Here is a 14,609-nt window from a genome sequence, read left to right on the forward strand (position 1 = left end):
AAAACGCAAGAGGACGAAACGGTTCTCCCATTTCGTCCTTCCCATATATTCCGGCTTACACAGCTACAATCTCAAACACTTCCGCCTGGAAATCTCCCTTATCATTCACGCCCTTCTTCCATACACCGGACGCAGAATCGGACAGGATCATTCCGACTTGCATCAGCTCATCGCCATAGCAGTCATAAGCATATCCGCTGACCTTATAACAGGTATCTTCTTTCAGCCCTTTCAGCTTCAGTCTCTTAAATCCAACATTGACCGGCTGCATTACCCGGTAATAACCAACCAGCGCCTTCTTCTGATCCTCCGATACGATCATCCATGCGGTCTCATTTCCCTCAAACGGACTCTTCAGTCGATAGAAAGTTCCTTTCTGGATCAGATCTCTCTTCTCCTTCATAAATGCGATCTGACGGCGGATTTCTGCCTTATCTTCCTCGCCAAGCTTTAAAAGGTCAAGCTCATATCCAAAAGTTCCAAAGTAAGCCACATCTGCTCTTGTCTCGAGCGGTGTCACACGGTTTGTCTGATGGTTCGGTGAAGCTGATACATGGCTTCCCATACAACTCACCGGATAAACCATTGAAGTTCCATACTGGATTTTCAGACGTTCGATTGCGTCAGTATCATCCGAAGTCCATCCCTGCGGTGCGTAGTAAAGCATTCCCGGATCAAATCTTGCCCCACCACTTGCACAGGATTCAAACAATACATGCGGAAAACGGCTGGTCAGGCGCTCATACAGTTCATACACACCAAGGATATATTTGTGGCAGACCTTTCCCTGATACTCTCTGTCATTTCCATTGGAGAACACCTCTGAAAATGTACGGTTCATATCCCATTTGATATAAGATACCGGCACTTCTGCAAGAAGATTTTCCAGCATGTCCCCGATATATTCACGTACCTCTTTCTTAGAAAAATCCAGTACATACTGTGTCCGGCTGTGGCAGATCCGCTTGCCCTGTTCTGCAAGAAGCCAGTCCGGATGCGCCCTGTACAGATCACTGTCTTTGTTCGTCATCTCCGGTTCAATCCAGAGCCCGAATTTTAAATCTTTGGCATTGATCTTTTCTGCCAGCTCCTTTAACGTTCCTTTCAGCTTTTCCTCATTCGGATACCAGTCGCCAAGGGAAGAAGTACTGTCATCTCTCTTTCCAAACCATCCGTCATCCAATACAAAAAGCTCCATTCCAAGATCTGCTGCCGCATCCGCAAGTCCCAGAAGCTTTGGCGCATCAAAATCAAAATAAAATGCTTCCCAGCTGTTGATCAGAATCGGACGAACCTTATCTCTCCAGGTTCCCCTTGCCAGACGTGTGCGGTACAGCTTGTGAAAGGTCTGGCTCATTCCGTTAAGTCCGGCTTCCGAATATACCATTACCATCTCCGGTGTCTGGAAGGATTCGCCTTTTCCAAGTGTCCACTTAAATCCATTTGGATGGATTCCCATCAGCACACGGGCGGTATCATAATTGTCTACCTCTGTCTGTGCAAGGAAATTTCCGCTGTAAACCAGGCTGAAACCGTAGACCTGCCCCTGGAACTCGTCTGCATTTTCACGCGCAAGTGCAAGGAACGGATTGAACTGGTAGCTGCTGCATCCGCGCATACTGTAAATACTCTGGATACCGTAATCCAGCTTATGTCTTCTCACATGGCGCTCTCTCGCCCACACACCGGCAAGATCGATCATCTCATAATCCTTGTCCGGCAGATCCACACAGGCGCTCATTGCAGAAAGAAGCGTGATCTTTTCGTCAGAATCACATTCAAAACGTACACTTCTCGCGATCACCGGAAATGCTTCATAAATCGTATATAAAAGGACAATTCTTGTATTGATACTTGTATCCTCCAGAACCAGTTCCAGAGTCTGCGCCTCATCATCACTTTCTACATAAGTCGCCGGAAGTCCTTCAAGCTTTGGTTTGCCATTATAAATTTTATGTTCTTTATATACAAACTCGACTACATGGCTTCCATTCTCCCGCTCGATCTCATATGCCGGAAAACGCATATCTCCGCAGCCGAAAGTCGGATACTCCTGCTTGATATTCTCCAGTGAGAATGTAGAATTTCCCTCGAAAGCATACGGTGACATATCACGCATCGCATATTCAAAAAGATGGCTAAAATCTTCTTTATGTGTCAAGCGTTTTCCATAGTAGAGCTGTCCCGGCTGGTCGTTGTCAAGGATCTTGATGATATAGCTGATCTCCTGGTTGTAGAGATGAAACTCTCTTGTTTTTTCATTGTATATGATTGGCATATCGTTTCTCCTCATTCCGTATTGTATAACGTTCATTTTTCCGTATTATCTGTATAGTATCACTGTTGGTTTTTCAGCGTCAATGATTCCTGCGGATAAATTTGTAAAAACGTACACTCAAAAAAGGAACTCTGTCCTTTCCTGAAAGACATCATCCCTTTTCCTTTCTTAGCAGATTTATTTAATTTTCTCTTTGTATTCTTCTACTCTGCACTACTGTCCACTTTCCATCCAAGCGCTTTCTCTACCGTATCGATCAGTACCCGGCTTACTCTTTGTGAACCGTCCATCTGTACATAATAGTAGGTCGCACTGTCGTCCTTGCTTCCCACATAGAATGTAACTGTCTTTTCCTTGTCATCATCCGACGTATCCTTGTAAGTCAGCTCCACCTTCGTCCGCTGATCTTCCGCAAGCCCGTAATTGCCAAGCGTCGCATCCGTCACATGATAATCTGCACAATCTGTAAAATAGAATCCGGAAAGTGCTGTCATAATACTTGTGACAGTATCTTCCTGATCCTCATTGTCCGCTTCGTAGGTTTTCACCTCGTCACCCGGTTTTGTCACAGTCTCTTTTACAAAGTTATCGGATGTAACTGTTACAAAGCTATCCTTTTCAGCAACATCTGCAAGCTGCCATACCATTTCCGAAATCAGATCAGCCGATACCGTGTACACTTTTTCTGTTCCATCTTCCATGAAATAATAATTTTCTCCGGAAGCATTCCCGATTAGAAATTTATGTGCCTCGCCATCCTTTCCGGTCAGCGTAAGATTATATTCCGGTGAATCAAATCCATAGTCCGAAAGGTCATCCGGATTCTTGATCTCTTTTACCGCCTGAATATCCGAAAATGCATCTTCCATATTTTGCATACTGCTCTCCGTCAGTGCGATCGTGGTGTCCGGCGCATACTCCCAGGTATCATCCTCTTTTACAAAGGACATTTCTTCCCCAGATGCTTCTTTATACTCGATCGACTCCAGCGAATCTGTCTCAAAAATATGCACCACTGCGTTTTCTTTTTTCTTCTCTTCTGCCTCTGACTTAGATGTATTCCATTTTTTCAGCCCGAAAAATGTAATGAGCAGAACAAGCAGTACGAGCAGAAGGATTCCTATTGTCCTTGTTTTTTTCTCCATCTTTTTTCCTCCTGCCTCTTACGCTTTCCGTCTTCTCATCCAGATCACAAATCCAAGGATCAGAATTGCAAGCGGAATAATAAAGATCACAAGGATGCTGAATGCACCTGCATGCATCGGTGTGTTGTTCTCAGTCGAAAGACTCTTCGCTTCAATCGCAACATTGTTTACATTATCAAAATTTTCTGTCACTGAATTTACAAACAAAGTCAGGTTATCCAGTGTCGTCAGCTGATCTGTGATATCCGAGCTGATCATAGATGCAGAAGCAAGCACCGTAAGTCTTGCTGTCTTTGTGTCTGTATCCGTTGCATCACTCTTATCGTCTTCATCCTCGCTGTCCGAATCTGAAGAATCCGCAGAAATCGCATTGGTAGAAACGGCTCCCAGGATATACTGTCCCTGTGTCTGGTCATTTTCAGTCACTGCATATCCACTGTCTGATGTCTGCATAAATGGAGTAACCGTCAGATTATCATTATCCGTATCTGTTTTCTCCATACCAAGTGAATTCAGCAGAAGTACCATCTGATTGCTGATGCCGCTTCCCAGGTCACCACTCAGAGAAAGCTCTGGGAAGATTGCATAATAATTTCCCTGGTAGCATCTCTGGGTATCTGCAATATAACCGCTGACTTTTTTCAGTCCATAATCCGACATAATTCCGTCCAGATTTGGTGTGTCTGAAGTCGTATCTCCAAGGATCAGATAAACCTTTCCGCCGTCACTCAGATATTTCTCAATAATTGTCTTTTCATCATCTGTAATATCCGATGTCGGTGCATAGAGGAACAACAGGTCACAGTCATCCGGGATTTCCGGACTCATACTCAGGTTGATTTCTTCCGTCTCCAGATTATTCTTAGTAAGCAAATCACTTACCAAACTTGAAAATGTCGCTTCTCCGTGACCACTGGTCCGGTAAATCTTGCTTGTTTCCTCGCTGGTTACATAATTGATCGCACTGGTAAGCTGTCCTTCTCCGTCGAAAGAACTTTCACTGGCACTTCCGGTCGTATAATAAGAGTAATAATCGGACTGGATAATATCTGAAAATGAAATCGTTGTAGACTTTCCGGTTGCATCACAGGACACAACGATTACATTCCCATCGGTATTATATTTCTGAAGAACGGACGGATGCAGTACGCTGTCCACCCATTCCACTTTTACTTTGCCGGAAAGCGCCGCATATTTTTTCACAAAAGTCTTGATCCTGGTATCCACAGAATCCTGTTCTGCGATCACTTTCAAATCTACTTTTTTATCCAGCTTCTTCAGCATTTTTGTGGACACACTGCTGATATCGTACAGATTGTTGCTGCTGATATCAATATTTCTTACTTTTTCCGGAAGCTGTCCTGCCACCAGATTGATCACGATCGCGATTGCAATCACGATCACTGCAAGCCCTACGCTGTAAGTTCCGTTCCGGGAAGACTTGCTGCTGAACATTTTTTTGATTTTTTCCATGTCTTCTCCCTCCTAACTCCAACGTCTTTTCTGAATGGACTGCATGGTCAGGAAGATAAATACACCTGCCACACTCAGATACAGGATCAGCCCACTCACATCGAAAAGCTTGTTATATGCTACGTTGTCAAATACATCTGCAAGATACAGCTTCTTCATGATGTTGACCAAAATATTTTCAAATAATGAAGATTTTACAAAGCTTACGATCACAACCGCAACAACTCCGATCGCTTCGATAATTCCTGCAATCATCCAGTTTCCTGTCATCCGGTAAATGATCAGCGCTGCAATGGTAACGAGTACCACAATACCGATCATGCCGCTTGTAGCTGATGTCGGGAGGAAATTGATCAGTCCTCCCCAGAGATAGATCAGAAGCAAAACGCCAAAGGTTGTTACTGCCGCAATGATCTGACTTTCTGTGAGTGACGAAAGAAACATTCCGATTGCCAGATACACGCATCCTAGCAGGAAGAACATCAGGATCGACAGATAATCCACCTTCAGATACGCCGTTCCAAAGCTCTTAATGATAATTGGGAAAATGCAAAAAATCAGGCACGGTATCGCAAATACCGTCACCATCGCAAGGTATTTCCCCATCACGATATCAAATAATTTTACCGGTACGGCAAGCAGAAGCTGGTCTGTCTTGTTCTTCCGTTCCTCCGCAAAGGAACGCATGGTGAGCATCGGGATAATGATGATCAACACGTAGTTGATATTCATCAGAACATATGAAAAATAGGGATATCCCGAATTTAAGTTGTACGCCATAAAATAGATTCCCGTGAAGATCACAAGGAAGGCGATCAGGACATAGCCTGTCATTGATTGAAAATAGGATTTTAATTCTCGTTTATAAATTGCTGTCATTTTCGAGATCCTCCTTTTCATCCTCACTTGTCGGAACGGCATTTTCTTCCGGCTCTTCATCCATCTCAGTCAGCTCGTTCTCTTCTGCCTCTTCCTGCGCATTTTTCTTGCGCCGCTTTACCATCCGGCCTTTCTTTTCGCCGTCCTTCATCGCTTTTGCTGCTGCAGGTGTGCTTCCCTGCGTCAGCTCCAGGAAGACATCCTCCAACGTCGTGCGGCTGTGATACAACATAAGTAACGGGCAGCCCTCCTGTGCAAATGCCATAAATACTGTTTCCCTGATATCCTTTCCATCCTTCGGGAACAGACTCACTTTTACCGTTCCTTCTTCTTTTCCGTGTTCCACGGATACCTTCTGCACATCACCGATTGTGCCGATGACTTTCCGTACCGTATCTTCATTTCCCTTTGCCAGGATTTCCACAGTCTGCTGATTCATCAGAAGCTTTTCCAAATTCTCCGGTGTATCACTTGCCACCAGTTTCCCTTTAGAAATAATCATAATATAATCACAGACTTCCTGGATCTCTGCCAGAATGTGCGAGCTCAGGATCACGGTATGCTCTTTTGCCAGCTCGCGGATCAGTTCACGGATTTCAATGATCTGCTTCGGATCCAGTCCGACCGTCGGTTCATCCAGAATGATGATCTCCGGGAATCCAAGGATTGCCTGCGCAAGTCCGACTCTCTGCTTATAACCTTTGGACAGGTTCTTAATCAGCCGATCCTGTACATCCATGATCTTCACCATCAGCATGACCTTCTCAATCTGCTCTTGCCGTTCCGGTTTTGGGATCTTCTTCAATTCCGCTACGAACCTCAGGTATTCATTCACCTTCATATCCGTGTAAAGCGGTGGCATCTCAGGCAGATAACCAATACATTTTTTTGCTGCCTCCGGTTCCTCCAGTATATTGTGCCCGTTGATCAGCACTTCACCTTCTGTGGCGCCAAGATAGCCGGTCATAATATTCATCGTTGTAGACTTTCCGGCACCGTTCGGTCCCAGAAATCCATAGATCTGCCCGGTATCTACAGTAAAATTCAAATGATCTACAGCCAGATGTGAGCCGTATTTCTTTACAAGATTTTTTACCTCAATCAATGTTGTTCCTCCTGACTACAAAATTTCATGCTTTTCAATTATACGGATGATTTGTGAAACTTCTGGGGGCAATCTGTGTTCATTCTGTGTTTTTTCTGTAAAACTGTGAACTGCAAAAGTGTACTACCTGCCCGATAATAATAGAAATACCGATATCTGGAATCAGCTTTTCCACATATCGGTATTTTATATTTTTAAATCACTTTTTTACCCGAAAAAGACTTTTTTATATACTGGGCAGATTTCACTTAACTTGCGATTATCCACACCAGTCAGGCAAGGAATTCTTCCAGAATTTCCCGGATTCTTGCCTCTTTTGTCGGCTCCAGCTTTTCGCCGGTATCTTCCTGCTTAAATCTGGAACCGGCTGTATCTTCCATCCGTGCTCCAGGCTGCTGCGTCCGCATTTCATCAGCCTGATTTGCATTCGCCTGTCCCACTTTTGCTACTGTCTGCACGGTCTGCTGCATTTGTCCATCTTCTGTATACCGTTTTTCGTTCGCAGAAACCGTATTTACCGTAGCTGCGCTTGCTGGCACGGTTTCTTCTGAAAATGGTCTTTGCACCTGACCAGAATGCGCCGCTTCATTTTCCTCTGCATCCATTTTCTCCGGAATCTCATCCGCTCTCTGAACCGTAACCTGGATTTCTTTCTGATTGGTCTTCTCATAGCGATGAGCATATGTATTTTCCAGAAAATCTACCATATAGGTTTTCGCTGCCTCCAGCTGATAGGCATCATCCGCAAGCATCCGGAGTAGAAAGAGCGCCAAAGCTCCCATACCGCCCAAAATACCATATCTGTAAAGTCCCTGTTCCCTCTCCCCCGCTGCATAAGCAAGCGCTGTTCCTGTGGCTCCAAAGATAAGGCAGAGCCAGATGCTCCCCTTCGCCCACTGCCTCCAGGTATGCAGCCTCACGCCAAGCACCCGGTATTCATACAAATATTTCTCTACAAATGCACCAACATTCTGTACTTTATCACTCACCATACACCCATGCTCAAATTTCGCCCTTACAAGCCGCATCAGCGGATGATTGCTTTTACTCATGTTACTTGCTGCTCTTACCAGCTTTTTCAGTGAAATCCCGGTAATCAGTCTTGCAATCGCGCCGATCCCGATCATCACTCCCGTCAGAAAAAATACCGTTTCTCTCACCACGAACATTTCCAACATAAAAAGAATCCTCCTTCTTAGATTTACCGTCATTATACCGTAAACCTCCGAATTTGGATTCCCTAATCGTTCGTCACAATCCGACATCCTGTCTGGAAAATGACGCTGCTTTTCTGTTTTACTTTGCTGCCTTATGCATTACATTCTTTCTACAAGACCTTTGACAAGCCCTACATAATGGGTGATTGCCATCTTCACAAACTCCGGATAATCCATCGTTGCACTGTTGTCAGCTTTGTCCGAAATTGCACGAATAATGACATACGAAACTTTATTCAGATATGCGGTCTGCGCCATTGCTGCGCCTTCCATCTCCGCACACTTTCCATCAAATGTCTTTACCAGATATTCCTTCTTTTCCTTGCCGGAAATAAACTGATCTCCGCTGAGTACTCTTCCGGTAAATGTCTGAATGTCCGGATTCACTTCTTTGTTTACTTCCACTGCCAGCTTCACAAGCTTCTCATCTGCCGGGAAAGAAAAGGTATCCATTCTCGGAATCTGTCCTACCGGATCGCCAAGCATACTTACATCCATGTCGTGCTGAACTGCATCTGTAGAAATCACGATATCCCCGATGTTGATATCTGCATCCAGAGAACCTGCCACACCTGTATTGATCAGCGTATCCACACCAAAACAGTCAATCAGAATCTGTGCGCAGATTCCCATGTTGACTTTTCCGATACCACTTCTTACAACTACAACTTCCTTGCCGCTCATAATACCTTTGACAAAAGTCATTCCGGCACGTTCCATCGTATCCTGAACTTCCATCGATTCCTTTAAGATTGCAACCTCTTCATCCATTGCTCCGATAATTCCTATCATTTGAAAATCCTCCGTTTTTCCTACATATTGTTTTTATCTATATCTATAGATTTCCCTTCAAAATTACAATAGCTATTATATCAGATTTCTTATAATATGCACTAGCATTTTCTTATAAGGCTGTGTTATAATCATTGAAGCAATTTTATAAGGCACAATAATAGTATAAATATAAAGGAGGACTATACTCATGGAATTTACACCACACGGCGTCTGTTCTAAGAATATTCACTTAGAAGTCGATGAAGCTGGACGTATTCATAATGTTGAGTTCACAGGCGGATGTAACGGTAACTTACAGGGCATCGGGCGCCTCGTTGAAGGAATGGATATTCACGAAGCAATTTCACGTATCGAAGGTATCAAATGCGGATACAAAGCAACATCCTGCCCGGATCAGCTTTCACTTGCTTTAAAAGAATATTTAAGCAATAACCAGTAATCAAACAATTTTTTCGCAATTTTGCGTCAAAACAAGCAGGTCAGGAATTATCCCGACCTGCTTGTTTTGGTCTAATTCAGTTTAACATTAGTTAGGCTTCTTGCTTGCTCTGATGTTCCATACTCACATACTTCGCGACCGGGTTGTATTATTTGGTCATATGCTTTCTGTCCAATCAGAAAATACGTTTATTAGTTGTGGTCTTTACAGTTCTGTTCGCCCTCTTGTCAGTCTGCAAGACCGGAGATGTTGAACTTTATCAACCTGCAATTCAGACAGGTGTTAAAAGGAATCTTCCCATCTCCCTCCCTCATATTGTTCCCTTGTCCTTACTTTCGCTAACTGCCGCACCGGTTGATAGTCGTATGAATATTTTATAAAAAATATTTTTGGTTTGGTGGTGCGGGGTGGGTTAGAGTGGGTAAGGGGTTGGGATGTTTGGTTTGTGATTTTTAGATGTAAATACCGTTAGTGAATGATCCGCTTACATCTGAATTTGCATAATGGGTACAGCATACTCGATAGTAATATCCAGTTGGTACAGATAATGTTTTAGTTGAACTCACATAAACAGAATTATAGTTTGTTTCCATCCATGAAGTGTAATAAGCCCATTTTCCATTCAATAATCGCTCCACAGTTACACTAACCGTAATCTTGGAAACCGTTTTCTGCCCTACCGTGTTTCCTCCCGCACCGATTTTTCCTGGTCCTACTTTAGTAATTGTTGATGATCCACTTTTCAAATATATGCCTCTACTCATTGATCCAACTGTTACTTCTGAGGAATCATCATTTGTCAAATAAGAACCATCAATACACTTCGGTACATCCGATGCCTTTACAACTCCTTGCGTGCTAATAAACAATGTACAAACCATGACCATTGTCAAAATCAGCGACAAAATTTTACTTTTTTTCACCTTTCGCCTCCTCTCTACACTATATTAACAATCGAGGAGCAAAAAACTCACGCCATATTTAAAAAAAATATAAAGATTTTAAAAGTTCTTTGAAATTATTTTCATCCATAGTTGTATTTATTGTATAAAATACATCTTTATAAATGAACTGTGCTACATTTTCTTTACTTTCATCTGGAAGTTCATATTGAGTAACATTAATATTATTGCCATCTACTTCAATTTGTTCTTCCTTTATTTTTTTATCTTCTACATCATATCCATGAGATTGTTCTTTATAATTAAAAATCATTTGATATTCAATCATACTTTCTCCATTATTGTAAATCAAACAAACCTTTTTCAATACCTCATCTATATCACTTTGTATCAATACCATATCATCCGGTTTTTTCAAAATTCGAACAACATCTACCCCCATTTTTTCTTTTATATTCTCATATACACTTTCTTCATCATAATCATCAACCTTATTCTTATCCCCATCCTCTCTCTCCGTATCTACCTGTGTCATCTTCCTATCTCCGATAGTCTGCGTCCACAGTTTCCCAAAGAACGGCGTCCCACCAATACTCACCATACTCCACATCATAGCAAGCACAGCCACGATCGCCACGATTCCATATACCTTCCAGTGCCGTTTTCTCTTCTTAACTTTCTTCTTCCCGGCGTCCTTCTCGGTCTCTCCGTTCGTACCGTCGTCACTTGCTTTATTATCTGTTTCATGCTTCACATACTCAATTGGCACAACATTATCTATATAACTGTCACTCTCCACATCTTTCTTAAGACGATCCTTCGTATCTTCCCCTCCGCGAAGCGCCTGAACCTCTCGTCCGAGACGGATTGCCTTCTTGTCGGCATCTGACAGTTTTTCATATGCTTTCTGCTGTTCTTCATATTCTTGGATTTTACTCCACATCTTTTCATCCAGGTCTTCTGGAAAGGAAATGTCCTGCAGTGATTCGTCCGAGTCCATTTCTTCCATGATTTCCCCGGCTTCTTTTTCCAGTTCAGCTTTTAAAAGCTTATCCAGATTATCTTCATGTTTTTCCATTTTAAACCTCATTCTTTTGGATTTCTTTTCCCTTTAACTTGACCTTTTTCCTTCACCTGTTTAATATTATGATATCAGGGCAGTCTCTCTGCCTGTATCAACTGCGAATCTTAATTCGCACCATCAATGGGAGGATTTTTATTATGAAACGCATCATTCTGACCGGCGGAGGTACTGCCGGACATGTTACACCTAATATTGCACTGCTTCCCCGTCTTCGGGAACTGCAGTATGACATACATTACATCGGTTCTTACAACGGTATGGAAAAGCAGCTGGTTGAACAGCAGGGGATTCCATATCATGGTATCTCTTCCGGTAAGCTCCGCCGGTATTTCAGCCTTCAGAACTTTACGGATCCGTTCCGCGTCCTGAAAGGCTTCAGTGAAGCCAACCGCCTGATCAAGCAGTTAAAACCGGATGTAATTTTTTCAAAAGGTGGATTTGTAAGTGTTCCTGTTGTTATTGCCGGAAAGAAGAACCATGTTCCTGTTATCATTCACGAATCGGATATGACTCCGGGACTGGCTAATAAGCTTTCCATTCCTTCAGCTGCAAAAGTATGCTGTAACTTCCCGGAAACTTTAAGTTCCCTTCCTCAGGATAAAGCTGTCCTTACCGGATCCCCTATCCGTCAGGAGCTTTTCACCGGAGATAAAGAAAAAGCCCGTGCTTTCTGCGGTTTCAAGGAAGTCAAACCAGTTATCCTGATCGTCGGAGGAAGTCTTGGCGCAGTCGCAGTCAATAACGCAGTACGCAAGATCCTTCCTGAACTGTTAAAAGATTTCCAGGTTGTTCATCTCTGTGGTAAAGGCAAGCTCGATGAAAAGCTCACCGGTCTGAACGGCTATGTTCAATTTGAATATATTCAGGATGAACTGAAAGATCTCTTCGCCCTTGCCGATGTTGTAATCTCAAGAGCAGGTGCAAATGCAATCTGCGAATTGCTTGCTCTTCGCAAACCAAATCTTCTGATTCCACTTTCAGCTAATGCAAGCCGTGGTGACCAGATTCTGAATGCCCGTTCTTTTGAACGTCAGGGATTCAGTATGGTTATGGAAGAAGAAGAGCTTACAGATAAAAAGCTTCTCGCAGCTGTCCACAAGCTTTATGATTCCCGTGAAGACTTCATAAATGCAATGAATCAGTCTTCTCAGCAGGATCCGATCAAGACAATTATCGGTCTGATCGAAGATGCTGCTTCCAAATAATTTTTTAACAACAGTTATTTACATTGTTCAAAAACAGGTGCCGGAACGACACCTGTTTTCTTTACATATCCATCGGTGCTATTTTGTGTAATCATCAGAATTGTAATGTATCTTTACCCATTTTCTTGCTCTGTACAGTACACCCGTCAGTGCTTGGATACTGATCCCCATAGATTCAGCCACATCTTTTTGTTTTCTCTCCAGACAGTAAACCATGGTAATTGCTTCGTACCAGTTTTCATTTTCTTCGTACAATGCATCCAGAATCGTCCATCCATAACCCACTTTTTCTTTTTGTAAAATTTTGTGGAATACATGCTCCTCTGCACTTTCCGCATATTCCTTCGAGTACAGATCCGAAAACAGCTCAATATCTGCCTTCGGACATTCTCTTGCCCGCTTCTTCATATAATTGATAGCTGTATTTTTCGTTGTTGTTACCAGCCATGCTGCCATGTATTCTTCATCCACTGTATCAAAGTGTGTATATAGTTTTAGAAAAACCTCCTGGAATATCTCTTCCGCTGACTCTTTGTGACTGCCAGAATAATCCATTGCTATCCGATAAACGTTGAACTTATTTTTATAGTACACGTTCTCGAATTCCTTTTTATTCTTATTCTGAAAACTCACTCTAGTACCTCACTATTTTATTTTTCTTTCAGTTTTTCCAGGATTTCATCCCGATCTTCATCTGTAAGTTTACCCGGTTTCCAGCCGAATCCGCTCTTGTCATTTTTATATCTCGGAATCAGATGCATATGGAAATGGAATACGGTCTGACCGGCCACTTCCCCGTTATTCTGTACGATATTATATCCGTCACATCCAAGTACATCTTTTAATCTTGTTGTGATCTTCTTTGCAAGCTTAAATGCTTTTCCTGCCAGTTCTTCATCAATAGAATAAATATCTGCCGCATGTTCTTTTGGCAGGATCAGTGCATGTCCCTTTGTCGCCGGTCCAAGATCCAGAATTACTCTGAAATCATCATCCTCATATATGGTTGCAGATGGAATTTCTCCATTTGCGATTTTACAAAAAATACAGTTCTCATCCCTCATGTTTTTTCCTTCTTTCTACATTTTCTTCGATTAATCTCGAATTTGTTTACGAACCAGACTTTCAATGATAAACTACAACTACTTTATATCATGGAAAGGATGGTCGTTACCATGCCATTTACTGCAAATGATTATGAAAAGTTACATCAGCTTATGAATTCCAGTCCGGAAATTCGTGAATTACTTCAGAAACTCCTGGATTCACAGCAATATACAATCAGCAAGATCAGTCATGAAGTTCGCAATCCACTGACACTGATCTACAGTACCTTTCAGCTCATAGAGTCCAGTCACCCTGAAACCAGAGATTTCAGCCACTGGTCAGAGCTTCGCGAAGACATCGAATACACAATCTCTCTGCTGCAGGAGCTGTCTGCCTATAATAACAGTGAACATCTGCATCTGAGCACGTTTTCTGCACAGGACTTTTTGGGACAGATCTGCCTGTCCTTTGCCGCCTCCTGCGTAGATACCGACATTGGATTCTCTTCTCTGATAGCCCCTGATCTTCCATCTCTGACGGCCGACAGATTAAAGCTGCATGAAGCGATTCTCAACCTTTTAAGAAACGCCCGTGAAGCCATTTCGTCTGCCGGTTCAATCCGTCTGGAAGCAGTCCTCAAAGATCAAATGCTTCAGATTACCATATCTGATACCGGATGTGGAATCTCACCGGAATATCTCGACACGATTTTTGATCCTTTTGTCACTTATAAACCAGACGGCACCGGTCTTGGTCTTGCCATTGTCAGCCGGACAATCACAGCTCACGCCGGAACAGTAACAGTTACTTCCTCCTGTGGAAAAGGCACTTCTTTTTTGCTTTTGTTACCAATTACATAATCATTTTTATTATAAAAAACACGTAATTGTTTTACAAGTACTTCTTTCCATAAACTGGAAAATGTAGTAAAAAGAAAAACAGAGTTATAGGACAAAATGTGTTGATAGAAACCGCCTTCAGCCCTTGAAAATGATATGCTCCCCATATGGTAGACAATGGAAATATCCAAAAATCTATCA

14 protein-coding genes are annotated in these 14,609 nt (G+C 42.6%); 3 read left to right on the top strand and 11 right to left on the bottom strand.

Going from position 1 to position 14,609, the window contains the following annotated elements; genetic code table 11:
* Nucleotides 1–55: 55 nt before the first annotated feature.
* The 7 genes from PGY05_RS05280 to PGY05_RS05310 form a co-directional block, all read right to left on the bottom strand.
* Complete coding sequence (locus PGY05_RS05280) at nucleotides 56–2,278, bottom strand: alpha-galactosidase (RefSeq protein ID WP_270475451.1); 2,223 nt, start codon at nucleotides 2,276–2,278, stop codon at nucleotides 56–58.
* A gap of 203 nt (nucleotides 2,279–2,481) precedes the next feature.
* Nucleotides 2,482–3,423 carry a DUF4340 domain-containing protein gene (locus PGY05_RS05285; RefSeq protein WP_055155716.1) on the bottom strand — a complete coding sequence of 314 codons (942 nt, stop codon included), beginning with the start codon at nucleotides 3,421–3,423 and terminating at the stop codon, nucleotides 2,482–2,484.
* 18 nt (nucleotides 3,424–3,441) lie between these two features.
* A complete protein-coding gene (locus PGY05_RS05290; protein ID WP_270475452.1) occupies nucleotides 3,442–4,896 on the bottom strand; it encodes a Gldg family protein in 1,455 nt (484 codons plus the stop codon).
* A gap of 12 nt (nucleotides 4,897–4,908) precedes the next feature.
* The gene (locus PGY05_RS05295) at nucleotides 4,909–5,775 is read right to left on the bottom strand and encodes an ABC transporter permease subunit (protein WP_270475453.1); all 867 of its coding nucleotides are present in this window, start codon (nucleotides 5,773–5,775) and stop codon (nucleotides 4,909–4,911) included.
* Entirely contained in the window at nucleotides 5,759–6,880 is a 1,122-nt protein-coding gene (locus PGY05_RS05300; protein ID WP_270475454.1) for an ABC transporter ATP-binding protein, read from the bottom strand. The genes PGY05_RS05295 and PGY05_RS05300 overlap by 17 nt, the downstream gene beginning before the upstream one ends.
* Nucleotides 6,881–7,152: 272 nt before the next feature.
* On the bottom strand, nucleotides 7,153–8,058 hold the full coding sequence (locus tag PGY05_RS05305) for a hypothetical protein (protein ID WP_055261923.1): 906 nt from the start codon (nucleotides 8,056–8,058) through the stop codon (nucleotides 7,153–7,155).
* A gap of 138 nt (nucleotides 8,059–8,196) precedes the next feature.
* Complete coding sequence (locus tag PGY05_RS05310) at nucleotides 8,197–8,889, bottom strand: 5'-methylthioadenosine/adenosylhomocysteine nucleosidase (protein WP_008374185.1); 693 nt, start codon at nucleotides 8,887–8,889, stop codon at nucleotides 8,197–8,199.
* Nucleotides 8,890–9,079: 190 nt separating this feature from the next.
* Between PGY05_RS05310 and PGY05_RS05315 the strand changes: the two genes are divergently transcribed.
* Entirely contained in the window at nucleotides 9,080–9,331 is a 252-nt protein-coding gene (locus PGY05_RS05315) for a TIGR03905 family TSCPD domain-containing protein (RefSeq protein WP_008374186.1), read from the top strand.
* Between the two features lie 452 nt (nucleotides 9,332–9,783).
* On the opposite strand, the gene PGY05_RS05320 is transcribed toward PGY05_RS05315, so the two are convergent.
* Nucleotides 9,784–10,254 (bottom strand): DUF6147 family protein, encoded by a 471-nt coding sequence (locus PGY05_RS05320; RefSeq protein ID WP_082438294.1) that lies wholly within the window; start codon nucleotides 10,252–10,254, stop codon nucleotides 9,784–9,786.
* A 58-nt stretch (nucleotides 10,255–10,312) separates the two neighbouring features.
* Nucleotides 10,313–11,311 carry a DUF4367 domain-containing protein gene (locus PGY05_RS05325; RefSeq protein ID WP_270475455.1) on the bottom strand — a complete coding sequence of 333 codons (999 nt, stop codon included), beginning with the start codon at nucleotides 11,309–11,311 and terminating at the stop codon, nucleotides 10,313–10,315.
* Between the two features lie 143 nt (nucleotides 11,312–11,454).
* Between PGY05_RS05325 and PGY05_RS05330 the strand changes: the two genes are divergently transcribed.
* Nucleotides 11,455–12,522, top strand: coding sequence for an undecaprenyldiphospho-muramoylpentapeptide beta-N-acetylglucosaminyltransferase (locus tag PGY05_RS05330; protein WP_270475456.1), 1,068 nt, complete (start codon nucleotides 11,455–11,457; stop codon nucleotides 12,520–12,522).
* A 78-nt stretch (nucleotides 12,523–12,600) separates the two neighbouring features.
* Here PGY05_RS05330 and PGY05_RS05335 read toward each other — a convergent pair whose 3' ends face one another.
* Both PGY05_RS05335 and PGY05_RS05340 read right to left on the bottom strand, forming a co-directional pair.
* Entirely contained in the window at nucleotides 12,601–13,155 is a 555-nt protein-coding gene (locus PGY05_RS05335) for an RNA polymerase sigma factor (protein ID WP_173686103.1), read from the bottom strand.
* A gap of 17 nt (nucleotides 13,156–13,172) precedes the next feature.
* Nucleotides 13,173–13,586 carry an HIT family protein gene (locus tag PGY05_RS05340; protein ID WP_008374196.1) on the bottom strand — a complete coding sequence of 138 codons (414 nt, stop codon included), beginning with the start codon at nucleotides 13,584–13,586 and terminating at the stop codon, nucleotides 13,173–13,175.
* A 90-nt stretch (nucleotides 13,587–13,676) separates the two neighbouring features.
* Here PGY05_RS05340 and PGY05_RS05345 point away from each other — a divergent pair, with 90 nt between their 5' ends.
* Nucleotides 13,677–14,429, top strand: coding sequence for an ATP-binding protein (locus tag PGY05_RS05345; RefSeq protein WP_117559392.1), 753 nt, complete (start codon nucleotides 13,677–13,679; stop codon nucleotides 14,427–14,429).
* The last annotated feature ends 180 nt before the right edge of the window (nucleotides 14,430–14,609 follow it).

Origin of the sequence: Coprococcus sp. AF51-11b1 (genome assembly GCF_027682785.1) — a bacterium.
Taxonomy (GTDB): domain Bacteria; phylum Bacillota; class Clostridia; order Lachnospirales; family Lachnospiraceae; genus Allocoprococcus; species Allocoprococcus comes.